This window comes from Planktothrix mougeotii LEGE 06226, assembly GCF_015207485.1.
Classification (GTDB): domain Bacteria; phylum Cyanobacteriota; class Cyanobacteriia; order Cyanobacteriales; family Microcoleaceae; genus Planktothrix.
On the sequence record NZ_JADEWU010000048.1, the window covers coordinates 1 to 23,952 of the forward strand.

Below are 23,952 nucleotides of genomic sequence, written 5' to 3' on the forward strand. Positions count from 1 at the left end.
GCTGGCCCAATATAACCCGAAGTGGGAGTAAATACAACTTCTCCAGTATCAGGATTTAGTTCAACTGTACCGTTATTAGGATTATTAACGGATTCAATAATTAAATTATCACCTTCTGGGTCGGTATCGTTATTTAGAGGGTTGATGGTGACAGGAATATCTTGTTGAGTTGTAGCAGTATCGTCAACAAGGATAGGCGGTTGGTTAGGAAGTTCATCAACAGTAATATTAACAGTTGCGGTGCTAATTCCCCCGTTTCCATCATTGACAGTATAGTCAAAACTCGCAGGGCCAATATAACCGGGTGTAGGAGTAAATACAACTTCTCCCGTATCAGGATTTAAGTTAACTGTACCGTTATTAGGATTATTAACATTTTCAATAATTAAATTATCACCTTCTGGGTCGGTATCGTTATTTAAAGGGGTTAAGATGACAGGAGTATCTTGTTGAGTTGTAGCAGTATCGTTGGTTGCTGTAGGGGGTTGGTTGGGTGGCGTATTAATATTAACGGTAAGGCTACCTGTAGCAGTTAAAGCGCCTCCTGTACCTTGGCTTCCTGTATTGCCATCATTGAAGCTATAGTTAATCGTAACTGTTTCCGAAGTATCACCACTATTAGAATAGGCAATTTGTTGTAAAACCGTATCTACTTGAGTTGCTGTCGCATTCGTGAAGGTGAGGAGAAGTTGACCCCCACTATTGTTAGTAACAGTGCCAATGATAGCGCCATTAACTGTTAGATTTCCCCCAGGAGTAAGGGCTCCTAATGTGCCAATTCCGCTAAAAACATCATTCGGATTAGCTGCACCATCGCGGCTTAAAGTTAGAGTAGATCCAGCATAATTGTTAATAGTATCTAATTCTACATCATTGATAATGGCATTGTTATCGAGAATAACCGGGTTTTCTCCCAAGATATAACTGGGGTTATTGTTGAGGTCATTGATTTCAGGCGCGTCATTAACAGGCGTAACATTAACGGTGAGGGTATTGTTACCACTAAAATCCGTTTCGTCTCCAACTTGAAAGCTAAAGTTCGCGTAATTGTCACCATTCGCATTAAGCGGTGAACTAAAATTTAATTGACCAATTTCTGCAATCGGAATAATTTGATTAATAGTAACAGCTTGACCACTCAAGTTAAGCGTTCCTTGTGTGGGGAGGCTGGTGATTTTCACCTGTTGTAAAGTATCCCCAGTATTGAGGTCATTAAAGGGGAAATTGGCGGCAACAAAATTATAAGGAGTATCTTCTAAAGTGGTAACATTGTTGTTACTACTGGTGGGAGCAATATTAAGTGCACTAGCTAATAATCCTCCTGTAATAACATCCAAACCCCCTAATTCTTGATTGGTATTTAAGGGGACATCAGATAATCCGATTAAATCCATATCAGCATTTACATCTGCTGGAAAGATAGCATAACCATAGAAGGTTTCCCCAGGATTAATCCCTAAATCGGCAAAGCTGACATAAATACCGCCAACACTTTGTGATGTACTGGTGTAAGCCCAACGCATTTGATCTTGATTTGGATCTTGGCGGGTAATTTGGGGAATGACATCGGGAAGCCCAGAATTTCCCCACTCCCCATCATTAATGTTAATTAACCCCCCGAATTCTGTGGGTTTATTCTGTTCATCAATGCCTAAAATTGGAGTGATAATAACGGGATCATTTAAACCCGGTCTTCCGCGTTCAACTAATACAAAACCAATACTTTCATTGGTCGTAGGTGAAATTAAGCCTCCGGGTTCTATAAAATCTATTCGTTCAATATTATTATTGTTGTTATTGCCATCTCCCGTATTCGTAAAAATATTATCAGTTCCTAAGTTTAAAATAGGAGTTCTCAGCGCAACTTCCATGCTGCTATTATAGCCTGAATTTATATTAATTGTTGTGTCATTTGCAGTGCCATCAAACCACAGAATATCCCTAATCCCTTGAACTTCAGGGTTATCTTTTCGTTGAATTTTCAGAAAATCTAAATTCTTGATAATTTCAAAGGGAACCGTACCTACATCGGGAAGAACAATATCAAAAGAATTGAATGTATTGTTATTTCCTGCATAGTTCATTGTGTAGATTGTATTGGGGTTGTTAGCACCAGGGGCTTCATAAGTGGTTGCCCCATTTTGCACAAAAGTACCCCTAAAATTAATCGCAGGTTCAGATAAAATTCCCTTGTAATTTGCGATCGCTTTTTCGCTCAAACACAATGGCGTTTGAATTATTCCAGTGGTTTCTTCTAAATTCCAATTTCCTCCTAATTCGGCATTTCCAATTAAATTTTTGGAGGCTGCAACCTGAGTTTGAGTCAGTTTAGCTAAGTGATGAATAAAAGATTTTCCTAAACTCCCCTGAGCAATATTACAGCCATATAATAATAAGTCGGTATGTTGGGTAAAAGCAGTTTTCCATTGTTTAATTTGAGGTGCATATTGATTTAGGGTATGGGTATTTAATTCGGTATTTCCTAATTTTACTTCTGCGGGACTTCCGTGAGAAATAATATGGAGAGATTGAATATTTTTGCGATGACTGAGAACAGAAGTTATTTCTTGAATTCCATCTTTGTTAGGAGAAAAAATAATAACTTCTGCGTTTGGATTGACTTCTTCTAATAAGATGTGATAATCTTTAACACGAGCATCAATAAAAACGATGGCTTTTTCTTGCTGTTGTAATGACATACCCAGATAGTCCTAATTTTAATTAAAAATGAGGTTGAAGTTTATTATGTAGATGCAAATATCCCTATCACCTAAACCTTTTATACAAGTTTTGGGTCTAGGCAAATACTCTGTATTTTCAAGTCAATACACAGCTAAAATCTAGCCGTATAGGTTATTTAAACCAACTGAATCAACCTCATTGTAGCCAGCCATATATTTTTTGTGCTTATACCTAAGATATAGATTTTAAAAGACTGACTGTGTAGTTATTTTCTATAATTTTGATAAATATTGTTATTTTAAATTGAAAAAAATGGGTAATATTTTAGAAGTTAAATGATATTAAATCCTTAAATCGATGGCTATAGATGCTCCTAAAGCCCACGTAGAGACGTGCCATGGCGCGTCTCTACGGTAGACTGAATTGGAAACCCGGTTTCTAGGAATTTAAAACGGCCATTTCCAATTCACAATTTCATCTTTATCAATACCATGCTCATAGGCATAATTGACATTTTCGATGATAGCATTTCTCATGCGTTCCCGAACGTAAGCCGCCGCCGAACCTAATTTAGGTACTCGGTCAATCACATCCATCACCAAATTAAAACGGTCAACTTGGTTATTAATCGCTAATTCCAAGGGAGTATTAATATTCCCCTTTTCTTTATACCCTCGGACGTGCAGATTCGGGTGATTTTTGCGACGATAAGCTAACTTGTGAATTAACCAAGGATAGCCATGAAAATTAAAGATAATGGGTTTATCTGTTGTAAACAAACTATCAAAATCTCGGTCTGATAACCCGTGAGGATGTTCCGTATCCGGTTGTAACTTAAATAAATCCACCACGTTCACAAACCGAACTTTTAACTCCGGTATTTCTTCCCGTAAAATCGCCGTTGCTGCTAAGGATTCCATCGTCGCCACATCCCCACAACTCGCCATAATCACATCAGGAATATCCGGGTCTTTTCCGCAATCATCATTACTCGCCCATTCCCAAATGCCAATGCCTTTAGTACAATGTTTAATGGCATCATCCATGCTCAAAAATTGCAGATGTTTCTGTTTATCTGCCACAATCACATTGATGTAGTCGGTACTCTTTAAACAATGGTCAGCAACGGATAATAAACAGTTCGCATCGGGGGGTAAATAAATCCGAGTCACACTGGCGCTTTTATTCGTAACTACATCTAAAAAGCCGGGGTCTTGATGACTAAACCCGTTATGATCTTGACGCCAAACCGTTGAAGACAATAGAATATTTAAGGAAGAAATCGGCGCTCGCCAAGACACTTCATTTTTACAAATATCCAACCATTTCGCGTGTTGGTTGAACATGGAATCAATGACGTGAGCAAAGGCTTCATAGGTGTGGAAAAATCCATGACGTCCGGTGAGTAAATACCCTTCTAACCAGCCTTCTAAGGTATGCTCACTTAACATTTCCATCACCCGGCCATCGGTGGCTAACTCACTTCCGTCTAAATCTTCCGGGTAAAACTCAGCTAACCAAGTTTTTTTACTAACCTCATAAATCGGATTTAAACGATTAGAGGCGGTTTCATCGGGGCCAAATACTCGGAAATTGTGCAGATTATTCCGCATCACATCCCGTAGGAAATTGCCCAAAAGTTTTGTATTTTCTACTGTTGCCTTACCCGGATGTTCCACAGAAACCCCATATTGGCGAAAATCGGGTAATTTTAAATCTTTCCGCAGTGCCCCTCCGTTGGCATGGGGACTCGCACTCATGCGTTTCGTGCCTTGGGGGGCTAAAGCCTTGAGTTCAGGAATTAAACGACCGTTTTCATCAAATAATTCTTCCGGTTTATAACTCCGCATCCAATCTTCTAATAACTGAAGATGGGGCGGGTTGGTGGTGACATCCGCCATGGGGACTTGGTGTGCTCGCCAAAACCCTTCAACTTTATGACCATCCACCTCCGCAGGGCCCGTCCAACCTTTGGGACTGCGTAAAACAATCATTGGCCACATCGGACGTTTTGCGGTTCCCGTTGACCGGGCTTCCCCTTGAATGGCTTTAATTTCCGTAATGGCCTCTTCTAAGGTCGCCGCCATTTTCTGGTGCATTAAGGTCGGGTCTGACCCTTCCACAAAATAGGGTTTATAGCCATAGCCTTTAAATAGCGCTTCTAATTCCTCATGGCTAATCCGCGATAAAATAGTCGGGTTGGCAATTTTATACCCGTTCAAATGTAGAACAGGCAACACCGCCCCATCTCGAATCGGATTCAAAAATTTGTTAGAATGCCATGCAGTGGCTAAAGCTCCGGTTTCAGCTTCTCCGTCTCCTACCACACAAACGGAGATTAAATCGGGGTTATCAAACACAGACCCATAGGCGTGCGATAAACTATAGCCTAACTCCCCTCCTTCATGGATAGAACCGGGGGTTTCCGGGGTACAATGGCTGCCAATACCCCCAGGGAAGGAAAACTGTTTGAAGAATTTCTGCATCCCGTCAGCATCTTCGCTAATATTGGGGTAAATTTCTGAGTAGGTTCCTTCCAAATAAACCGGGGCTAAAACTCCGGGTGCGCCGTGACCTGGGCCAGCGAGATAAATCATATCCAGGTCGTATTTTTTAATTAAGCGGTTGAGGTGAATGTAGATAAAGCTCAACCCTGGACTGGAGCCCCAATGTCCTAATAACCGATGTTTAACGTCTGAAGGTTTTAGGGGTTGTTTTAATAAAGGATTTTCGCGTAGATAAATCATACCAACGGCTAGGTAATTGCAAGCTCGCCAGTAAGCGTTAATCTTAAGCAGTTCCTCCTCATTCAAAGGGTTATTCAACTCAATGGGTTTATCTGGTGCAGCTACCATAAGTCCTGACCGTTATAAAGGGTTTTCGTTTTTCAACTTTTGAGAGTATAGGATATCTTGAAAACGGCGGTTTGCAGTTTTGTATACACCCTCTTGTTGAAAATTTGGTTAAATCATAGCACTGAATCTTGATTGAAGAGACATCCTATTTTTATTCTTATTGTTTTTTTAAGATTTGACGAGGTTAGCCGTTATAAGGAGGAAACTTTAACAAAAGATTAAAATTATTTTTTTTATTGTAGGGGTTGGGTCTCCCAACCCAGGTGCAAATAGGGTTGGGAAACCCAACCCCTACAGGTTTTTTCCACCAATGATTTAGGATTACTATATAACCAGTGTAAATTAGTCGGACAAATAGCTTAAAATTAAATTTATCGTAGGAGTGAAGCACGCCTCGCCCCTACACGAGAATCATTGTATCCCATCAATCACTGGCTAAAAATGATGAGCGTTAAACTGTATTTTTTGAGACACGGAGAAACCACCTATAGTCAACAAGGCGGTTATTGTGGAAATTTAGATCCCGATTTAACCGAAAATGGCTTAAAAATGGCGGATCAATTTGCTAAGGCTTACCAGAATTTGCCTTGGGTTGCCGCATTTATAAGTCCGATGAAACGAACCATTGCGACAGCAAAACCTCTATGTGATACAGTCGGTTTAGAAATGCAATTTCGAGACGGTTTAAAAGAAATTGCCTATGGAGAATGGGAAGGAAAATCACCCCAAACCGTTAATGAAAATTACCATGATGAGTATGTTCGCTGGTTAACAGATCCCGGTTGGAATGCTCCCACAGGCGGCGAAAAAGGGGTTGATATTGCTCGACGTTGTGCTCCGGTGCTTCAAGAAATTGGAGAACGTTATCAATCGGGGAATATTTTAATTGTATCTCATAAAGCCACGATTAGAATTATGATCTGTGAATTATTAGGAATTGATATTGGCAGATTTCGCGATCGCATTGCTATGCCCACAGGGGCCGTTAGTATCGTAGAATTATCATCTCATGGGCCGTTATTACACGTTTTAGCTGATCGCTGTCATTTAGATGAAAGCTTACGGTCTTCTATTGGAACTTAAAACCCGGATTTAAGGGATTAATAGGATTGCCCATAAAATTTAGTTTATGTTTTCGGATTTGAGTTCAATTGATGATATTATTATTGATCTTAATTTTTACCGAATTTACCCTATGAAAATTTTAGTATTAAATGCGGGTTCAAGTTCTCAAAAAAGCTGTTTGTATGAAATTACAAAATCTACATTACCCGACTATCCCTTACACCCGATTTGGGAAGCAACAATTGATTGGACAGCTTCTCAAGAATTCGGGTTAATGAAAGTGAAAACCTTAAAGGTTAAGCAAGAGTATCAAATTGATTTAAAATCTAAACAAGACGCGATCGCTCAAATGTTTAATACCCTAAGTGCAGGGGAAACAAAAGTATTAAATCACCTTTCAGAAATTAATATTGTTGGTCATCGTGTCGTCCATGGTGGCTCAGATTATTCTGAAGCCATATTGATTAATGAAAAAGTTAAGGAAATTATTCAATCTTTAATTCCCCTCGCCCCTACCCACAACCCCGCCCATTTAGAAGGAATTGAAGCCGTAGAAAGGTTATTAGGGAATGTCCCCCAAGTTGCAGTATTTGATACCGCTTTTCATCGAAAAATGCCCGATTATGTAACAGTTTATCCGATTCCTTATCAATATTTACAAGAAGGAATCAAACGCTATGGATTTCATGGAACTAGCCATAAATATTGTGCCAAACAAACCGCTAAAATTTTAGGGAAACCCTTAGAATTCTTAAAAATAATTACCTGTCATTTAGGAAATGGATGTTCCTTAGCCGCAATTCAAGATGGGATTAGTATTAATACCACAATGGGATTTACCCCCCTAGAAGGATTAATGATGGGAACCCGAAGCGGTTCAATTGATCCCTCTATTGTCTTATATTTACAGGGAAAATATCAATATGATGTGCATCAAATTAATCAAATTTTAAATAAGGAATCCGGCTTAAAAGGAATTGTTGGAGAGTCGGGAGATCTGCGATATGTTTTAGCAGAAATGAAAGCCGGAAATGCTCAAGCAAAACTCGCCTTTGAAATGTATATTCATCGCTTAAGAATGGGAATAGGGCAAATGTTAGCCAGTTTAGGCGGTTTAGATGCCTTAGTCTTTACCGCCGGAGTCGGAGAACACGCCGAACAAGTTCGAGAAGCCACTTGTCAAGGATGGGAGTTTTTAGGGTTAAAATTAGACTTAGAAAAAAATGCCTCTCACCCCATTGATGAAGAGATTTCAACACCCGATTCAAAGGTTAAAATATTAGTGATTCATACGGAAGAAGATTGGGCGATCGCCACTGAATGTTGGCATATTTTTCATTCCTCTACATAAACTTGACTTGTCTCACTCTCCATCAGGATTCTATTGCCTCACTCACCGAAGTATTGAGGTTAAAAATGATGTTTCCTTAGCCATTCACTCCTATGGTGAATCACTTTGTTGAGGAATTTCTTGCCATTCTCTCGCGTCTACAAATATCGATAAATGCTTTTTATTCGTTGTCACTACAATCACAGAATTTCCATTTAATTCTTCTAATTTAGCTTGCGCTGCTAGAATAACATCTGCATCTAAAGCACGATTATCCGCCGTTGGGTTGCCGCTTTTTCTCGCATCCGCCCACAGTTCTGCTGCTAATAACATTACCTCCGTATTAATCGGTCTATACTCTAAAATAGATTTTAATTGATCAAGTTTCCTAATACTCCGTTGTTTATTAGCTCTTAATAATTCCCGACGGATTTCATAGTCAGCAATTTCGGGTAAAATCACTTTTTCCCCTTGGGCTAATAAATTGTCTAACCATAATTGACAGCCTAAATTTGAGGAAGTCGCTTTCGGGTTAGCAATCATTCCTAAAGGGCCAGCATCTAAAAAAATTAATCGCATTTACACGTCCTTAAATTTCGTTTTTTTCAATCTCTAACGCTTGATTTAAAATTTCCCAAGTTTCTTTTTGTTCTTGCTCATCACCATCTTCTCTCCACTCTCTTAACAATTCAATTACAGCTTGATTTTTTTTAATTTGTTCTTTCCGTTGCTGTTCTTCCGGTGTTAAAGGGACAGGTTGAGGGTCTGGGTTCGTGGCTTGTCGAAAAGTTCTCATAATTTGTAATAGATTGTGCCATTGTTCTTGCGGAGTTAATTGAATTTCTGTTAAAATTTCGTTAATTAATAACGTCGGTTTTGCTTCCGATGTAGTCGGGTTAGTTCCGGCTGAAATGGGAGAACTAGGGTTAACAGTTTGTGTCATTGTTAAAATTTCCTCAACGAGTTAGACTGTTTTAATTATAGATCGATTCTCCTTTGACCTTCAGATTTTGAGATTAACCCCGGATTTTCGGTGAACCGTACTCAAAAAGTCGTGAAAATCAGATAAACTTCCGTCAGAGAGTTCAGTATAGTAAGGAAGTGTTATAGGAAATCCTTAACTTCTAGCATTGCTAATATTGATAATTATCAGTCAATTCATTTTAATCTATGTGGAGGCTTAATCAATATGCAACCAACTGACCCCAATAAATTTACAGAAAAAACCTGGGAAGCTCTAGCCAGAACTCCCGATATTGTCAAACAATCCCAACAGCAACAAATTGAAAGTGAACACTTAATGAAAGCGTTGCTGGAACAAGAAGGATTAACTAAAAATATCTTAAGTAAAGCTGGAATATCTGTTGCTAAATTTCGAGAAAGAACCGATAGCTTTATTAATCGTCAACCTAAAATAACAGGTACAATTTCTAATGTTTATTTAGGTCGAAGTTTAGATACCCTATTGGATCGATCCGAAGCTTATCGCCAAGAATACAAAGATGAGTTTATTTCCATCGAGCATCTATTTTTAGCATATCCTAAAGATGATCGTTTTGGCAAGGCTTTATTTCAAGAATTTCACTTAGATGAACCTAAACTCAAATCAATTATTACTCAAATTAGAGGAAACAATAAAGTGACTGATCAAACCCCTGAAAACAAATATGAAGCCCTGGAAAAATATGGTCGAGATTTAACCGAAGCCGCCCGCCAAGGAAAACTTGATCCCGTGATCGGACGAGATGATGAAATTCGGCGCACGGTGCAAATTTTAAGTCGGAGAACTAAAAATAATCCCGTATTAATTGGGGAACCCGGTGTTGGTAAAACCGCGATCGCCGAAGGACTCGCCCAACGAATTATTGCCGGAGATGTACCTCAATCTTTGCAAGAAAGACGCTTAATTGCCTTAGATATGGGGGCATTAATTGCGGGAGCAAAATTCCGAGGAGAATTTGAAGAACGCCTCAAAGCGGTATTAAAAGAAGTTACCGACTCTAATGGTGCAATTATTCTATTTATTGATGAAATTCATACCGTTGTGGGGGCGGGTGCAACCCAAGGAGCGATGGATGCGGGGAACCTATTAAAACCCATGTTAGCACGGGGAGAATTGCGCTGTATTGGAGCAACAACCCTCGATGAATATCGTAAATATATTGAAAAAGATCCGGCCTTAGAACGGCGTTTTCAACAGGTTTATGTCGATCAACCCACCGTTGAAGATACCATCTCAATTTTAAGGGGATTAAAAGAACGCTATGAAGTGCATCACGGGGTGAAAATTTCCGATAGTGCGTTAGTCGCAGCCGCCGTATTATCCACTCGATATATTAGCGATCGCTTTTTACCCGACAAAGCCATTGATTTAGTTGATGAATCTGCGGCTAAATTAAAAATGGAAATCACGTCTAAACCGGAAGAATTAGATGAAATTGATCGGCGAATTTTGCAATTAGAAATGGAACGATTATCCTTGCAAAAAGAAAGCGATACCGCATCTTTAGAACGGTTAGAACGGCTAGAAAGTGAATTAGGAACTTTAAAAGAAGAACAGCGCAGCCTCAGTTCTCAATGGCAATCTGAAAAGAATGTAATTACCGATATTCAATCCATCAAAGAAGAAATTGATCGGGTTAATATTGAAATTCAGCAAGCCGAACGGAATTATGATTTAAACCGGGCTGCGGAATTAAAATACGGTAAACTTGAAGAACTCAAGAAAAAACTTAAAGCTACAGAAGCGCAATTAGAAGCGACTCAAACCAGTGGAAAAACTTTATTGCGGGAAGAAGTAACCGAAGCCGATATTGCGGAAATTATCTCTAAATGGACAGGAATTCCGATTAGTAAATTAGTCGAGTCGGAAATGCAAAAACTCCTGAATTTAGAAGATGAATTACACCACCGAGTCATCGGTCAAAATGAAGCCGTAACGGCCGTTGCTGATGCCATTCAACGCTCAAGAGCCGGGTTAGCTGATCCCAATCGTCCCGTCGCCAGTTTCATCTTTTTAGGGCCTACAGGAGTCGGGAAAACAGAGTTAGCAAAAGCCTTAGCTTCCTATTTATTTGATACCGAAGAAGCGATGGTGCGAATTGATATGTCGGAATACATGGAAAAACACGCCGTTTCCCGTTTAATTGGTGCTCCTCCAGGGTATGTGGGATATGACGAAGGGGGGCAATTAACCGAAGCCATTCGTCGCCGTCCTTACGCTGTAATTCTGTTTGATGAAATAGAAAAAGCCCATCCCGATGTATTTAATATTATGCTGCAAATCCTCGATGATGGGCGGGTAACAGACGCACAAGGTCATACTGTTGATTTCAAAAATACCATTATTATCATGACGAGTAATGTGGGATCACAGTATATTTTAGATGTGTCGGGTTCAGATTCCCAATATGAAGAAATGCGGAGTCGAGTATTAGACGCAATGCGGGCAAGTTTCCGACCTGAATTTCTCAACCGCATTGATGAAATGATCATTTTCCATGCCTTACAAAAATCCGAATTGCGACAAATTGTTCGTCTCCAAATTGAACGATTATCGAAACGTTTGGCTGAACGGAAAATGGCGTTAAAATTATCGGATTCTGCCTTAGATTTCTTAGCAGAAGTGGGTTATGATCCCGTGTATGGTGCACGTCCATTAAAACGAGCCATTCAACGAGAATTAGAAACCCCTATTGCTAAAGCCATTCTTCGCAGTGAATTTGTGAATGGAGATACCATTTTTGTTGATATCGAAAATGAACGATTAGCATTTAAACGTTTACCCGTTGAATTGTTAACAGTTCAAGAACGATAAATTGATCTTTTTTCCTTACCTCTTACCTAATCGGTAAGGGGTATTTTATATGGATAACTAGAACAATAAACTAGGTTTATCAAAATTTTTTGCCCAATATTTACTTTATTTGCTAATCTTAAATTTACCCAAAAAACTCCTCATATTGATCATGACTACCAATCCAAAACCATGTAACTGTATCCTCTTGTAAAATTCCAATCGCACGATAATTTCGCGTAATTCTGACTGACCAAATATCCTCATCACGATTAATACACTTAAAGTGTAAGGAGGGATAAAAAGGATTATTTGGCCATAAACGATACGCTTTTTTCGCTTCTTTGCGAATGTTGAGTGGAAGGCGATGATATTCTGACCAAAAAGACGGTAAAGTAGCAGACCTCATAATTGCTCATAGTCCATTGGTTGTGCCTGTCCTTGAGCAATTTGTTGTTTTGCCAGCTTTGCTGCTGCGACTAACTTGCTTTGGGTTTTTTGAAAAGATTGATCCCACTGCAATTCATCTTCCAAATCAGCGTTTTTGTTTTTTAGATCTCTAATATATTTTTGTAAATGCTCAATAATCTGTTGCTGTTGGGAATCTGTTAAAGATTCTAGTATCTTAACAACGGTTGCTATATTTTCTTTTGACATTTTGGCTTCCAGTGGTACTTATTAATCAGAATAGGATTATAACACCAATTAACTTGGAAAAGAGAAAGCCGGTTTCTGATTGCTTGTTCCCTCGTTTCTAGTGTTTAGCTATAAATGCCATTAGCAGGAATAAACCCCGATAACAGATGATTAAATTAAATAAATAGGGCTATAATTAGCTATAGTCCTAATTGCTGAATTTACTTTAAGTATATGAGTAATTTGCAGGAGATTGAACGTGCTGTTAGTCAATTATCCAAAGAGGAACTAGCGGCTTTCCGCCTGTGGTTTGCAAAGTTTGATGCAGAAATCTGGGATCGCCAATTTGAAGAAGATGTTACAGCAGGTCGGCTCGATGGTTTGGCTAAACAAGCCCTGCAACATCTACGGGAAGGACGTTGTACTGACCTGTGAAATATTGTGCAACCCCTGATTTCTGGTATTATTATCGACAGTTACCGAATGAGATTCAAGAACTAGCTGATCGATGCTATGAGTTACTCAAGCAGGATTCTCGATATCCTTCGCTGCACTTTAAGAAGGTAGGACAGTTTTGGTCAGTGCGGATTGGAATCCACTATCGAGCCTTAGCAGTCGAAGAAAACGGTGAAATGGTGTGGTTTTGGATTGGTTCCCATGCAGAGTATGACCGATTATTAAGAAGTGAGTAAGCTAGGGAAATAGAAACCGGGTTTCTTAACAAAACTTTCGGTTGTCACCGATAGATAATATGAGAAACCCGGTTTCTGATTGCTTATTTATTCAGCTATAAAAAGAGGTAATGATGAATACATTAGAAAAATTAGAACTCCTGAGTGAAAACTGTAGCGATCGCACAGAATTAGATCGAATTATTGGGCAACTTCTCAACATTATTTTGACTCGTCATCGTCAGAAGTTAGAGATCTATGATCAGGATATTAAAAAGTTTGAACAAACCTATAAGCTAGATTCAAACCAATTTATAGAACAATTTGAGGCTGGAATATTAGGGGATGAGATGGATTTTTTTGAATGGTTTAGTTTGTGTGAATTACGTCAAGATATTTTAGTCAAGATTGGTAAATTAGAAAAAGCCTTATGATGAATGCTGAGGATTATTTGGCTTTGATAAAATCCTTAATTGCTCTTTGTCCAGAAGTAATAGATTTGAGTATTCTTAGAGAGGAGGCACAAGTTACTAAAGGACTATGGCGATACCGACTAACGTTAAAAGATCATAGTTTTTTAGAAATGTTTGAATTTTTTGAAATTCAATCTGGACAAGTAAAAATAATTAAGTATAGTTTCCATTGGCAAAAAGATGATGGACAATTGATTAAACGTTGGGATAATGCGGCTCATCATCCTGAGATAGAAACTTATCCTGATCATCTACATGATGGTGCGGAAGACGCTGTATTTCCCTATCAACCAGTGGGGTTGAGCGAGATTTTAAAAATAGTTTCTGAGCAAGTAAATTCTTCTTTAGAAAATTGAAAACTATTAGATGCTTAACAGCTTAGAAATTACTATTTTAAATTGGGAAAAATAGGGCAGGTGAAAAGAGAAACCGGGTTTCTTATATTATCTATCGGCGAAAACCGAAAGTTTTGTTAAGAAACCCGGTTTCTGAGTTTCTGATTGCTGATTCCCTCGTTTCTAGTTTCTAGCCATAAATGCCATTAGGAGAAATAGTCCCCGGTAACAGAAGATTAGATTGAATGAATAGTGGTATAATTAGTTATGTTCCTAATTGCTAAATTTACTTTAAGTATATGAGTAATTTACAGGAGATTGAACGTGCTGTTAGTCAATTATCCAAAGAGGAACTAGCGGCTTTCCGCCTGTGGTTTGCAGAATTTGATGCAGAAATATGGGATCAGCAATTTGAAGAAGATGTTGCAGCAGGTCGGCTCGATGGTTTGGCTAAACAAGCCCTGCAACATCTACGGGAAGGACGTTGTACTGACCTGTGAAATATCGTGCAACCCCTGTAAGAGAGGCAATGAAAAATATTAGATGCTAAACAGCTTAGAAATTGCTATTTTAAATTAGGAAAAAATACAGCCGGGGAAAAATGAAAAAACTCTGATAATTCCTGGAAATGATCAACTTAATTATACTAGAAAAACAGAAGTGATGGATATGCGGTAAAATATGAAAGCTGGGGATCGCATAACTATGATTAGAAAATTAGGACAAAAAAATGAATGCAGATACCTACATACTACAGTTGCCTCATGTATTGTTAAAGTCTAAAGAACTTTTGCCAGAAGACTCAGGAATTTATTATGTTATTGATGAAAATGAACTAATTTGGTATATAGGAAAAGCTAAAAATATTAAGACAAGATGGTCTGGAAAAACCCATCACAGAATCCTACAGTTAGGATCTCAAAAAGGAAAAGTATTTCATATTTATTTTGAAATAATATCACCTGATCAGCTAACCAAAGTTGAAAAAGCTAGAATTGAACAATATAAACCTCAGCTTAACGGGAGTAAGGTTAAAACTAAAACAATTCGTCCGGCTGAAACATTACTGCGTGAAACACTTAATGCCCTTTCAGAATATATTATCATAATCGGAATTGAACCTCCACGAAAAGACGATCCGGTTTATATCGAAAAGTGTAATAAATTCGGAAACAATTGGCGAATCCTAAAAAAAGTCTTGCCTTTACCAATTATACATTTGTGTATTGATTTAACTAATATTTATCAAAATTCAGAAAATTACCGAGCAGTAAATCTTGCTATTGACAAAGCTTTTTCAAGTCGAAAGGCATATTCTCATCAATGGGAATCTAGAAAAACTGAGTCTACATCAATAAGACTTCTTGTAAATGGCTATGCTGTTGAAGTTTATGATATTAGCAAAGAAGCTATTGCATTAATTACAGGCTACGAATTTACTACATTAGCTGGAGTTCCTGTCAGAGTTATCAATTCGGAGTCTTTACAAGCCATTAAAAAATATTGTGGTCAATCTACCTATAGTATTTTCAATCTAAATGACGATAGTGAGGTTTCACAGTTCCACAATCATCCTCTAAAACGCCTATTATCCTATAAACAAGATCCCATAAAAATATTGTTTAATGAATCAATTAATTCTCGAAGTATTGACGACAATATAAAACAATTTGAAGAAGAATATAAATCCCAAAAGCGAGGATTTGATAGCCGTTCCAATCAAACTAAATATGATATTTCTGATATTTTGGTTCAAAGAGGAATTGATTTAAAGTGCTATAGTACCCATCCCTATGTTAAAGATTATTCCAACAAAAGGATTTATCTCTATATTAAATCTTTTTCAACAAATCTCTATGAACCAACAGGACAAAAAAACTACATTTCTGAAAATGGAGAAAAATTCATAATATCACTTCCCAACTTTATAAAAGGTTCTCAAGGTGCATTTTCTCAGGGATCTGATCTTAATCTATTCCCTTATCAAAATGTATATATGCTGACATCAGTAGAGCGAGAAGCGTGGTTACTATTTGAACATTATTTATCGGACTTTGCTAAAGTTACTCTATCAGAAGATGATGGCTATATCTCAAGAGTATATGTTTCAGCAAAAAAGTGTATTAAACCTGCTCAAGTCAAAATATCATTGGGTAATCAACGTACTTTTATAATTCCATTTGGGCCTTCAGAAACGATTGTAAAATACGATCAAGTTAGAAAGACTATGATTGAATCTCTAAAAAACAGTGGGCTACCCGATCTAAAAATTTCGTTTTCCTCAGAGTCGGTCAGTCAATGTCGGTCGGTCGTTACTTTTTCCTCACTACATCCACTTTCATCTGAGACAATATCTGATTTATTAAAATTTTAGCCTATTTGTAGGGTGCGTGAGCGTTGCTTACGCACCCTACTATATGGGTAGTTTGATAGTATACTAGAAAAACAGAAGTGATGGAGATGAGGTAATATGTGAAAGTTGGCGATCGCATAACTATAATTAGAAAATTAGGATAAAAAAATGAATGCAGATACTTATATACTACAATTGCCCCATGTATTACTTAAGTCAAAAGAACTTTTACCAGAAGACTCAGGAATTTATTATGTTATTGATGAAAATGAACTAATTTGGTATATCGGAAAAGCTAAAAATATTAAGACAAGATGGGATGGAAAAACCCATCATAGAATTCTACAGCTAGGATCTCAAAAAAGAAAAGTATTTCATATTTATTATGAGAAAATATCCCCTGACCAGCTAACCAAAGTTGAAAAAGCTAGAATTGAAGAATATAAACCTCAGCTTAACGGGAGTAAAGTTACGAAGAAAACAATCCGTCCGGCTGAAACATTACTGCGTGAAACCCTCAAGGCCCTTTCAGAATATATGATCATAATCGGAATTGAACCACCCAGAAAAGACGATCCTGTTTATGTTGAAAAGTGTAATAAATTTGAAAAAAGTTGGCGAATTCTAAAAAAAGTTTTGCCTTTACCGATTATACATTTGTGTATTGATAAAAGTAGTATTTATAACAATACAGAAGATAGCCGCGCCACCGAGCTTGCGATTAATAAAGCTTTTTCAAGCCGAAAAGCATATACTAACAAATGGGAATTTAGAAAAAGTGGTGAGCGTACATCAATAAGGCTTCTTGTAAATGGCTATGCTGTTGAAGTGTATGATATCAGTAAAGAAGCTATTACATTAATTACAGGCTATGAATTAACAGCATTAGCCGGAATTCCTGTGAGAGCTATTAATCAAGAGTCTTTACAAGCCATTCAAAAATATTGTGGTCAGTCTAGCTATAATATTTTCAATCTAAATGACGATAGTGAGTTTTCTCAGTTATGCAATTACCCTCTAAAACGCCTATCGTCCTATCAAAAAGATCCCATCAAAATATTATTTAATGAATCAATAAAATCTCGAAATATTAACGAAAATATAAAACAATTTGAAGAAGAATATAAATCCCAAAAGCGAGGAATTGGTAGCCGTTGTAATCAAAATAAATATGATATTTCTGATATTTTAGCTCAAAGAGGAATTGATTTAAAGTGCTATAGTACCCATCCCTATGTTAAAGATTATTCTGACAAAAGAATTTATCTCCATATTAAATCTTTTTCAATCAATCTTTACGAACCAACGGGGCAAAAAAATTATATTTCTGAAAATGGAGAAAAAGTCACAACATCAATTGTCCACTCTATACAAGGCTCTAAAGGTTCATTTTCTCAGGGATCTGATCTTAATCTATTTCCTTATCAAAATGTATATATGTTAACATCAGTAGAGCGAGAAGCATGGTTACTATTTGAACCTTATTTATCAGATTTTGCTAAAGTTACTCTATCAGAAAATGATGGCTATATCTCAAGAGTATATGTTTCACCAAGAAAGTGTATCAAACCTGCTCAAGTCAAAATATCATTGGGTAATCAACGTACTTTTACAATTCCATTTGGGCCATCGGAAACGATTGTAAAATACGATCAAGTCAGACAGACTATGATTGAATCTCTAAAAAACAGTGGACTACCTGATCTAAAAATTTCGTTTACCTTAGAGTCGGTCAGTCAATGTCCATTAAATAATAATATTTCCTCACGACCTTCAATTTCAGATAGGTCTGATCTAGTATCTGATTTTGTATTAGAATTTTAACCTATCCGTAGGGTGCGTAAGCAACGCGCACGCACCATTTCCTATTGATCAATTAATTCTCACAAATTTAAGAAAGAATGATCGATAAACTTTGATGTGGTGCGTGCGTTGCACTTACGCACCCTACGGTGGTGGTGCGTGCGCGGAGCTTACGCACCCTACGGTTTGATGGTGGTAAATAGGGCGGAATAATCATCGTTTGATTTTCCGAGTTTTTGGGTGGCTTCTAATATTGCTTTTACTCCTTCTAATGAACTCGCATTCAACCCCATTTTGACCGCTTCTTGTAGAAACAAATTCGTATCTTTTAATAAATGTTTAGTAGGAAAATTGGGATTTTCATAATTTTCTTCTAACATCCGTTGCAATTTTTTATCAAAGGTGGGAGCATATAACGCACTGTTGCGTAAAATCTCCATAAAGAGTTCGATATCAACTCCTTGCTGTTGAACAAAATTTAAACTTAAGGCGAAAGCAGTTGTTAGGGAAGCAATTAACTGATTTAAGGCTAATTTTAACGCAGCCGCACTTCCCACTTCCCCAATATATTTCGGTTCTCCGAGACATTTTAACAAATTCAACCATTGCTCAAATTGCGCTTCTGTAGAACCCACCATAATTTGTAATGTTCCGGCTTTCGCTTCAGGAATACTTCCCAAAACAGGGGCTTCTAAATAGTCTCCTCCTGCTTTCAGAATTTCTTTTTGAATTGTTTTACTATCTGTTGGCGAAATTGTTCCCATAGAAATTACTGTTTTTCCCGATAAAAACGATTGAAATTCTGAACGGAACAAAACTGACTCAATGGCGTCTTGATTCGTTAACATCAATAAAATACAATCACTGGTAGCGATTAAACCTTGAGGCGTTCCGGCTACTGTTGCCCCCGCTTCTCTTAATGGTTCTACTTTGGAGGTTGTACGGTTATAAACAATTAGCTGATATCCAGCTTCTAACAGTCGTTGCGCCATCGGAAACCCCATTAACCCGGTTCCGATTATTCCAATTCTCATTTGATCTTAACTCCCATTGATTAGAACTTTTGATGCTCGGTTACAGTTAGTTTAATCTTGCAACCTAGATCATAATAGAGCTAAAATTTAATAACTACAATTTTCAGAAATTTCAAACCATCAGGGCCCATCTGTTAACCTTCCTACAGGTGTAAGCTCATGAAAATCGGCGAGATTTTAGTGCGGAGAGGGTTAATTTCCTCAATACAACTTGAACAAGCCATTACCCTTCAAGGAGTTTGTCATTTAAAATTAGGAGAACTGTTAGTGACTGAAGGTTGGATTCAGACCACTGATTTAGAACAAGCCCTTTTAGAACAAAAATGGCGTCAAAAGGGCTTGTGGGTGATTGATTAGTTTTTCCCTTAATTAAATGCGTGTTTAATAGACTTAAATTGAATACAGTTGATCTTCAAATAAATCTTCTCCGAAAACTGGGGTGACGTTTTGAAACCCTAAGCTTTCGAGATAAGATTTCCAGGCGTCCGGGGAATCTTCTATTTCTAATGCACCCAGTACCCTAGCAACATCCGCAATCCAAGGAACAGTCCAAATGGTGTATCCTTGCCAATTTGATCCCACTGATAACCAATCTGGGAGTGTATGTTCTCGAATCGGGCTTGAAAGTTCCCAACTCGCCCGAAAGCAGTAGATTTGACTAGAGTTTAACATCATTTTTTTGAGGATTTTGAACGGCAAAATGGACGGATTTGTGTCTGAACAAGATGCGTGAATTCAGAATTACGCATCAGTATAAATTTAGCGGATTCGTTTAATGATTCACCTCAATCAAAAGATAGGATAACTTTCCGCTTTTAACCGTATCCTATACAACAAATAACCTCTAAAAAAGATCTAATCAATTAAAATATCCTCCGAGGAGTCGCTAGTTCGATGCTGCCAATTAATATTAGGGATATTATTAAATCCTTGTTTGAGGCACTCTTCCCAGAGTTTACGAATTTCTGCTAAATAGGGATCACCTAAACGCAGTTTTAACCAATTTTTGACCTCTAAACTATCTTTTTCATATAACACTAAATTAATCGGCGGCCCTACAGAAATATTAGATTTCATAGTAGAATCAATAGAAAGTAACGCACATTTAGCAGCCGCTTCTAAATGGGTATTAAAGCTCAAGGTTCGATCTAAAATGGGTTTACCATATTTAGTTTCTCCAATTTGTAAAAATGGTGTTTCTCTCGTGGCATGAATAAAATTACCTTGGCTATAAATTAAAAATAAAGCTGGATCTTGTCCCTTGATTTGTCCCCCTAATAGCATAGAACATTGAGGCTCAATTCCGTCTTTTTTTAGCCATTTTTCATCCAGTTCTTGAATTTTTCTGAGTTTTGATCCAATATATCGAGCGACTTCATACATGGAAGGGAGAGTATGTAAATTAATCTCTTCCTGGGTTTTGAGATCCCGATCTAATTCGCTGACAATTCCCTGGGTGATGGAGAGATTTCCCGCCGTACATAATAGAATTACGCGCTCACCTGATTTAGAAAAATCGAATAATTTCCGATAGGTAGAAATATAATCAACCCCAGCATTTGTGCGCGAGTCCGCCGCAATCACTAAGCCAGTATTGGTAATAATGCCCAAACAATAGGTCATAGAAAGTTTCAATAAAATTAGTCCGTCACCAAAAGCAAAAGAATAGACTTTTCTGACCTGAACTGTCAACCATCAACTCAGTAACGGGTGATTAACGCTATCATGATCTCAAATCAACCCCTATCGTTTATGGAGGGCCAGGGAACTGGTTAAACGTGCCTATCGAAACGATTTATGGTCAACTCCAAGGTTTAAAACCCAGTCAGCTTAAACGGTTGCAAAGCCTGTATCATCAAAGATTACCGGGCGATCGCATTACAACCGCAGAATTTGCCCAGCGACTGGCGGCCATTAGTACAGAAGTGGAACAACCTCTGTGCGCCTATATTAACCGTCGGGGACAAGTCATGCGTGTGGGGGTCGGAAGCCCCCGCCAGACCCAAATTCCCCCCTTAGAACTCCCCCGTTATGGCAATGGGCGACTGAGTGGGATTCGCTGTATAGCGACCCAAACCACCGCCGAACCCCCCAAAGAATCAGCCCTCACTGCAATGGCGATTCAACGGTTAGATGTTCTCGCCGTTCTAACTTTAACTGGAAGCGGGTTTCAACGACGAGGAGGGGGTGAAACGGGTTATGTTAAAGACACCTATCTCGCTCACCTTGTCCCAGAAATGGACACAGCCAATTCTCAACACATTGATAATGGTTTTTCCGCCATTCCCTATTATTTATCGTTACCGATCAGTCTGGATGCTCTGTGTCAACAGGACTTTCTGGATTTAGTCAATGGCTTAGAGGCAGAATTTGAACGGGAATTTGTCGCCCGTGAAGTTGATTCTAGTCAAGATAAAGTCCTCTTAGTCGGGGTCAAAACGGAAAAAATCTCACCCCAACGTTTTGAAGATGGGTTAGCGGAATTGGTGCGTTTAGTCGATACCGCCGGGGGTAAAGTGTTACAAACCTTGCGCCAAAAGCGATCTCAACCTCATCCCCAAACCGTTGTCGGCGAAGGGAAAGTCCAAGAAATCGCCCTCGTCGCCCAAACTATCGGCGCGAATTTAATTGTTTTTGACCGGGACTTATCCCCCGCCCAAGTTCGTAACCTGGAAACCCAAATTGGGGTAAGGGTTGTAGACCGAACTGAAGTGATCCTGGATATTTTCGCTCAACGGGCTCAGTCCGGGGCTGGAAAATTACAAGTGGAACTGGCCCAACTGGAATATAGTTTACCTCGGTTAACAGGTCGAGGTCGGGCGATGTCGCGGTTAGGAGGTGGAATTGGAACCAGGGGGCCAGGGGAAACGAAATTGGAAACGGAACGGCGGGCCATTCAACGGCGCATTTCTCGGTTACAGCAGGAAGTGAACCAACTTCAAGCCCATCGTTCTCGGTTACGCCAAAATCGTCAAGTTCGAGAAGTTCCGACGTTAGCCTTAGTTGGGTATACCAACGCCGGAAAATCGACGTTATTAAATGTTTTAACCCAGTCGGAAGTTTACACGGCTGACCAACTGTTTGCGACCCTTGACCCCACTACTCGCCGTTTAGAGATTCCTGACACCATGACAGAGGAACCTTTAAATGTCGTGATTACGGATACGGTGGGATTTATTCATGAGTTACCCCCACCTTTAATTGATGCCTTTCGCGCTACCTTAGAGGAAGTCACCGATGCGGATGCGTTAATTCATTTAGTTGATTTATCCCATCCCGCTTGGGAAAGTCAAATTGAGTCGGTGATGCAGATTTTAAGGGAAATGCCTGTTACTCCGGGCCCTGGATTATTAGCGTTTAATAAAATTGATCAAACTGATGGCGATACCTTACGATTAGCCCAAGAGAAATATCCCCAAGCGGTTTATATTTCTGCCTCTAAAGCGTTAGGATTAGAAACCCTGAGAAAACGCATGGCGGCTTTAGTTCATTATGCCGTTTCTAATCGTTAAAAGGGTTTTGGGTGGGTGATTCCTGCCCAACTTAGGAACTCAAACCTATAGTTTTTTCAATTGCAAGTTTGAGTGATTATCGGTATATTATTAATAGATTGATCGTTCACTTACTCAGGCAGGATAATTAACATGGACAGCAATACGATTCGAGAACGAGTTGCTTTAATTGAGCAAAAACGGGAATCTCTGGTTAAGTTGTTAGAAAAACCTAATTTAGGAACCCTCAGAATTGATGTGAATCAAGCCTTAGAAGAAATTGATGAGTTAATTGAAGACTTTAAGCGAACTTTCCCCAATCCAGAGCATAACTAAAAGGCAATTATCCCCTGTAAAAATGACTATTTTAAAAATTACAGGGGAAAATGAGTTAGTAAGTCTCCATTAATCAAACTTAGGTTATTAATATTAATTATTGTTTGAAAAGTATTTTTTTGAGGCAAAATATGTTAATATGTAAAATTGTCCCTGTCCTCTATATATAGTATTTTTAAATGAGATATAAATGTGGAATGGGCATCTTGCCCGTTACAGGTCACAGGTCACAGGTCACAGGTCACAGGTCACAGGTCACAGGTCACAGGTCACAGGTCACAGGTCACAGGTCACAGGTCACAGGTCACAGGTCACAGGTCACAGGTCACAGGTCACAGGTCACAGGCAAGATGCCTGTTCCACGTTCACAAATCATTTAAAAATGCTATATATAGCAAATCTAAATGGATTGTCCAATCATAATCATCGGGATTATTAATCATAAAAAATGGACACAAATCCCAGTGTAAGGGCGAGGCGCGCCTCGCCCCTACGAGGAATTGGATTTTAAGTCTGATGTACAACTGATGTAGACTTGCTATAGATTCAAGTTAATCTTAATTAAAATAATTAATATCTATGAGCTTAGAAAATATAAAAATAGAAACCACTATTCCCCAAGAATGGGCTAGTCAATTGAATCAATTATCCGCAGAAACAGGACATTCTGTAGACAAATTAGTTCAAGAAGCTATCGGACAGTATTTAGAAAACGTTAAATCGTCTTCTATTTCTAATTCCACCAATTTAGACTCTTTAAACCTACATCAAGACTTATTAATTTTACAGCAAAAAGTTGAATCCTTAGAACCCTTATTATATCAAGTCGCTAAATTAGAAGCAAAAATAGTAGCCCTTGAAAAAATGATTCCAGAAGTTCCTATTATTCCTAATTCTACCTTTGCTCAACTTTTAACCAATGATGATGATGAACCCGATGAAGTTCTAACAGACTTTTTATCCTAAACAATATAGTAAATCCTGAAGGACTGTTTTCTCTTAGCCCTAAAAAACTTACAACTTTATATGAAATTCTGAAAATTATACTACAGATTATTACCCTAAACCCCACGTAGAGACGCGCCATGGCGC

The 23,952-nt window shown here is 38.4% G+C and carries 23 protein-coding genes; 14 read left to right on the forward strand and 9 right to left on the reverse strand.

Going from position 1 to position 23,952, the window contains the following annotated elements; all coding sequences use genetic code 11:
- Both IQ236_RS18085 and IQ236_RS18090 read right to left on the reverse strand, forming a co-directional pair.
- Nucleotides 1-2,699 (reverse strand): DUF4347 domain-containing protein (locus IQ236_RS18085; protein WP_193870589.1); only part of this gene is annotated, 2,699 nt, incomplete at its 3' end.
- A gap of 429 nt (nucleotides 2,700-3,128) precedes the next feature.
- Entirely contained in the window at nucleotides 3,129-5,537 is a 2,409-nt protein-coding gene (locus IQ236_RS18090; RefSeq protein WP_193870590.1) for a phosphoketolase family protein, read from the reverse strand.
- 441 nt (nucleotides 5,538-5,978) lie between these two features.
- Here IQ236_RS18090 and IQ236_RS18095 point away from each other — a divergent pair, with 441 nt between their 5' ends.
- Both IQ236_RS18095 and IQ236_RS18100 read left to right on the forward strand, forming a co-directional pair.
- A complete protein-coding gene (locus IQ236_RS18095) occupies nucleotides 5,979-6,620 on the forward strand; it encodes a histidine phosphatase family protein (protein ID WP_322744243.1) in 642 nt (213 codons plus the stop codon).
- Nucleotides 6,621-6,732: 112 nt separating this feature from the next.
- Nucleotides 6,733-7,953: an acetate kinase gene (locus IQ236_RS18100; RefSeq protein ID WP_193870591.1), complete on the forward strand. Its 1,221-nt coding sequence runs from the start codon at nucleotides 6,733-6,735 to the stop codon at nucleotides 7,951-7,953.
- 90 nt (nucleotides 7,954-8,043) lie between these two features.
- Here the strand turns inward: IQ236_RS18100 and IQ236_RS18105 are convergent, their stop codons facing one another.
- The gene (locus tag IQ236_RS18105) at nucleotides 8,044-8,511 is read right to left on the reverse strand and encodes a PIN domain-containing protein (protein ID WP_193870592.1); all 468 of its coding nucleotides are present in this window, start codon (nucleotides 8,509-8,511) and stop codon (nucleotides 8,044-8,046) included.
- A 10-nt stretch (nucleotides 8,512-8,521) separates the two neighbouring features.
- A complete protein-coding gene (locus IQ236_RS18110; RefSeq protein ID WP_228041724.1) occupies nucleotides 8,522-8,875 on the reverse strand; it encodes a hypothetical protein in 354 nt (117 codons plus the stop codon).
- A gap of 246 nt (nucleotides 8,876-9,121) precedes the next feature.
- Between IQ236_RS18110 and clpB the strand changes: the two genes are divergently transcribed.
- Nucleotides 9,122-11,749 carry an ATP-dependent chaperone ClpB gene (clpB, locus tag IQ236_RS18115; RefSeq protein WP_193870593.1) on the forward strand — a complete coding sequence of 876 codons (2,628 nt, stop codon included), beginning with the start codon at nucleotides 9,122-9,124 and terminating at the stop codon, nucleotides 11,747-11,749.
- Nucleotides 11,750-11,873: 124 nt separating this feature from the next.
- On the opposite strand, the gene IQ236_RS18120 is transcribed toward clpB, so the two are convergent.
- Together IQ236_RS18120 and IQ236_RS18125 are read right to left on the reverse strand one after the other, a co-directional pair.
- Nucleotides 11,874-12,137 carry a ParE family toxin-like protein gene (locus IQ236_RS18120; RefSeq protein WP_193870594.1) on the reverse strand — a complete coding sequence of 88 codons (264 nt, stop codon included), beginning with the start codon at nucleotides 12,135-12,137 and terminating at the stop codon, nucleotides 11,874-11,876.
- Complete coding sequence (locus IQ236_RS18125; RefSeq protein WP_193870595.1) at nucleotides 12,134-12,385, reverse strand: hypothetical protein; 252 nt, start codon at nucleotides 12,383-12,385, stop codon at nucleotides 12,134-12,136. The genes IQ236_RS18120 and IQ236_RS18125 overlap by 4 nt, the downstream gene beginning before the upstream one ends.
- A gap of 213 nt (nucleotides 12,386-12,598) precedes the next feature.
- Between IQ236_RS18125 and IQ236_RS18130 the strand changes: the two genes are divergently transcribed.
- The 7 genes from IQ236_RS18130 to IQ236_RS18160 all read left to right on the forward strand — a co-directional run bounded on the left by IQ236_RS18130 (nucleotide 12,599) and on the right by IQ236_RS18160 (nucleotide 18,020).
- On the forward strand, nucleotides 12,599-12,799 hold the full coding sequence (locus tag IQ236_RS18130) for a hypothetical protein (RefSeq protein WP_193870596.1): 201 nt from the start codon (nucleotides 12,599-12,601) through the stop codon (nucleotides 12,797-12,799).
- Entirely contained in the window at nucleotides 12,796-13,056 is a 261-nt protein-coding gene (locus IQ236_RS18135) for a ParE family toxin-like protein (protein ID WP_193870597.1), read from the forward strand. The genes IQ236_RS18130 and IQ236_RS18135 overlap by 4 nt, the downstream gene beginning before the upstream one ends.
- 113 nt (nucleotides 13,057-13,169) lie before the next feature.
- Nucleotides 13,170-13,469, forward strand: coding sequence for a hypothetical protein (locus tag IQ236_RS18140; protein WP_193870619.1), 300 nt, complete (start codon nucleotides 13,170-13,172; stop codon nucleotides 13,467-13,469).
- Nucleotides 13,466-13,864, forward strand: a complete 399-nt coding sequence (locus tag IQ236_RS18145; protein ID WP_193870598.1) for a toxin-antitoxin system TumE family protein — start codon at nucleotides 13,466-13,468, stop codon at nucleotides 13,862-13,864. The genes IQ236_RS18140 and IQ236_RS18145 overlap by 4 nt, the downstream gene beginning before the upstream one ends.
- 278 nt (nucleotides 13,865-14,142) lie before the next feature.
- Nucleotides 14,143-14,343, forward strand: a complete 201-nt coding sequence (locus IQ236_RS18150; RefSeq protein WP_193870599.1) for a hypothetical protein — start codon at nucleotides 14,143-14,145, stop codon at nucleotides 14,341-14,343.
- Nucleotides 14,344-14,573: 230 nt separating this feature from the next.
- Nucleotides 14,574-16,217: a GIY-YIG nuclease family protein gene (locus tag IQ236_RS18155; RefSeq protein ID WP_193870600.1), complete on the forward strand. Its 1,644-nt coding sequence runs from the start codon at nucleotides 14,574-14,576 to the stop codon at nucleotides 16,215-16,217.
- A gap of 147 nt (nucleotides 16,218-16,364) precedes the next feature.
- The gene (locus IQ236_RS18160; RefSeq protein ID WP_193870601.1) at nucleotides 16,365-18,020 is read left to right on the forward strand and encodes a GIY-YIG nuclease family protein; all 1,656 of its coding nucleotides are present in this window, start codon (nucleotides 16,365-16,367) and stop codon (nucleotides 18,018-18,020) included.
- 158 nt (nucleotides 18,021-18,178) lie between these two features.
- Here the strand turns inward: IQ236_RS18160 and IQ236_RS18165 are convergent, their stop codons facing one another.
- Nucleotides 18,179-19,033 (reverse strand): NAD(P)-dependent oxidoreductase, encoded by an 855-nt coding sequence (locus tag IQ236_RS18165; protein WP_193870602.1) that lies wholly within the window; start codon nucleotides 19,031-19,033, stop codon nucleotides 18,179-18,181.
- Nucleotides 19,034-19,192: 159 nt separating this feature from the next.
- Here IQ236_RS18165 and IQ236_RS18170 point away from each other — a divergent pair, with 159 nt between their 5' ends.
- Nucleotides 19,193-19,390, forward strand: coding sequence for a hypothetical protein (locus tag IQ236_RS18170; RefSeq protein ID WP_193870603.1), 198 nt, complete (start codon nucleotides 19,193-19,195; stop codon nucleotides 19,388-19,390).
- 33 nt (nucleotides 19,391-19,423) lie between these two features.
- Here IQ236_RS18170 and IQ236_RS18175 read toward each other — a convergent pair whose 3' ends face one another.
- Both IQ236_RS18175 and IQ236_RS18180 read right to left on the reverse strand, forming a co-directional pair.
- Nucleotides 19,424-19,708, reverse strand: a complete 285-nt coding sequence (locus tag IQ236_RS18175) for a hypothetical protein (protein WP_228041725.1) — start codon at nucleotides 19,706-19,708, stop codon at nucleotides 19,424-19,426.
- A 180-nt stretch (nucleotides 19,709-19,888) separates the two neighbouring features.
- Complete coding sequence (locus IQ236_RS18180; RefSeq protein ID WP_193870604.1) at nucleotides 19,889-20,656, reverse strand: proteasome-type protease; 768 nt, start codon at nucleotides 20,654-20,656, stop codon at nucleotides 19,889-19,891.
- 161 nt (nucleotides 20,657-20,817) lie between these two features.
- On the opposite strand from IQ236_RS18180, the gene hflX reads away from it, so the two are divergent.
- From hflX to IQ236_RS18195, 3 genes are all read left to right on the forward strand, one after another.
- Nucleotides 20,818-22,545 carry a GTPase HflX gene (gene hflX, locus IQ236_RS18185; RefSeq protein ID WP_456107207.1) on the forward strand — a complete coding sequence of 576 codons (1,728 nt, stop codon included), beginning with the start codon at nucleotides 20,818-20,820 and terminating at the stop codon, nucleotides 22,543-22,545.
- A 132-nt stretch (nucleotides 22,546-22,677) separates the two neighbouring features.
- The gene (locus IQ236_RS18190) at nucleotides 22,678-22,860 is read left to right on the forward strand and encodes a hypothetical protein (protein WP_190520888.1); all 183 of its coding nucleotides are present in this window, start codon (nucleotides 22,678-22,680) and stop codon (nucleotides 22,858-22,860) included.
- A 579-nt stretch (nucleotides 22,861-23,439) separates the two neighbouring features.
- A complete protein-coding gene (locus IQ236_RS18195; protein WP_193870606.1) occupies nucleotides 23,440-23,826 on the forward strand; it encodes a hypothetical protein in 387 nt (128 codons plus the stop codon).
- Nucleotides 23,827-23,952: the final 126 nt, after the last annotated feature.

Coding starts and splice junctions, on each gene's coding strand:
- IQ236_RS18090 (WP_193870590.1), bottom strand. CDS start 5,537: ATGGTAGCTGCACCAGATAAACCCATTGAGTTGAATAACCCTTTGAAT.
- IQ236_RS18095 (WP_322744243.1), top strand. CDS start 5,979: ATGATGAGCGTTAAACTGTATTTTTTGAGACACGGAGAAACCACCTAT.
- IQ236_RS18100 (WP_193870591.1), top strand. CDS start 6,733: ATGAAAATTTTAGTATTAAATGCGGGTTCAAGTTCTCAAAAAAGCTGT.
- IQ236_RS18105 (WP_193870592.1), bottom strand. CDS start 8,511: ATGCGATTAATTTTTTTAGATGCTGGCCCTTTAGGAATGATTGCTAAC.
- IQ236_RS18110 (WP_228041724.1), bottom strand. CDS start 8,875: ATGACACAAACTGTTAACCCTAGTTCTCCCATTTCAGCCGGAACTAAC.
- clpB (WP_193870593.1), top strand. CDS start 9,122: ATGCAACCAACTGACCCCAATAAATTTACAGAAAAAACCTGGGAAGCT.
- IQ236_RS18120 (WP_193870594.1), bottom strand. CDS start 12,137: ATGAGGTCTGCTACTTTACCGTCTTTTTGGTCAGAATATCATCGCCTT.
- IQ236_RS18125 (WP_193870595.1), bottom strand. CDS start 12,385: ATGTCAAAAGAAAATATAGCAACCGTTGTTAAGATACTAGAATCTTTA.
- IQ236_RS18130 (WP_193870596.1), top strand. CDS start 12,599: ATGAGTAATTTGCAGGAGATTGAACGTGCTGTTAGTCAATTATCCAAA.
- IQ236_RS18140 (WP_193870619.1), top strand. CDS start 13,170: ATGAATACATTAGAAAAATTAGAACTCCTGAGTGAAAACTGTAGCGAT.
- IQ236_RS18145 (WP_193870598.1), top strand. CDS start 13,466: ATGATGAATGCTGAGGATTATTTGGCTTTGATAAAATCCTTAATTGCT.
- IQ236_RS18150 (WP_193870599.1), top strand. CDS start 14,143: ATGAGTAATTTACAGGAGATTGAACGTGCTGTTAGTCAATTATCCAAA.
- IQ236_RS18155 (WP_193870600.1), top strand. CDS start 14,574: ATGAATGCAGATACCTACATACTACAGTTGCCTCATGTATTGTTAAAG.
- IQ236_RS18160 (WP_193870601.1), top strand. CDS start 16,365: ATGAATGCAGATACTTATATACTACAATTGCCCCATGTATTACTTAAG.
- IQ236_RS18165 (WP_193870602.1), bottom strand. CDS start 19,033: ATGAGAATTGGAATAATCGGAACCGGGTTAATGGGGTTTCCGATGGCG.
- IQ236_RS18170 (WP_193870603.1), top strand. CDS start 19,193: ATGAAAATCGGCGAGATTTTAGTGCGGAGAGGGTTAATTTCCTCAATA.
- IQ236_RS18175 (WP_228041725.1), bottom strand. CDS start 19,708: ATGATGTTAAACTCTAGTCAAATCTACTGCTTTCGGGCGAGTTGGGAA.
- IQ236_RS18180 (WP_193870604.1), bottom strand. CDS start 20,656: ATGACCTATTGTTTGGGCATTATTACCAATACTGGCTTAGTGATTGCG.
- IQ236_RS18190 (WP_190520888.1), top strand. CDS start 22,678: ATGGACAGCAATACGATTCGAGAACGAGTTGCTTTAATTGAGCAAAAA.
- IQ236_RS18195 (WP_193870606.1), top strand. CDS start 23,440: ATGAGCTTAGAAAATATAAAAATAGAAACCACTATTCCCCAAGAATGG.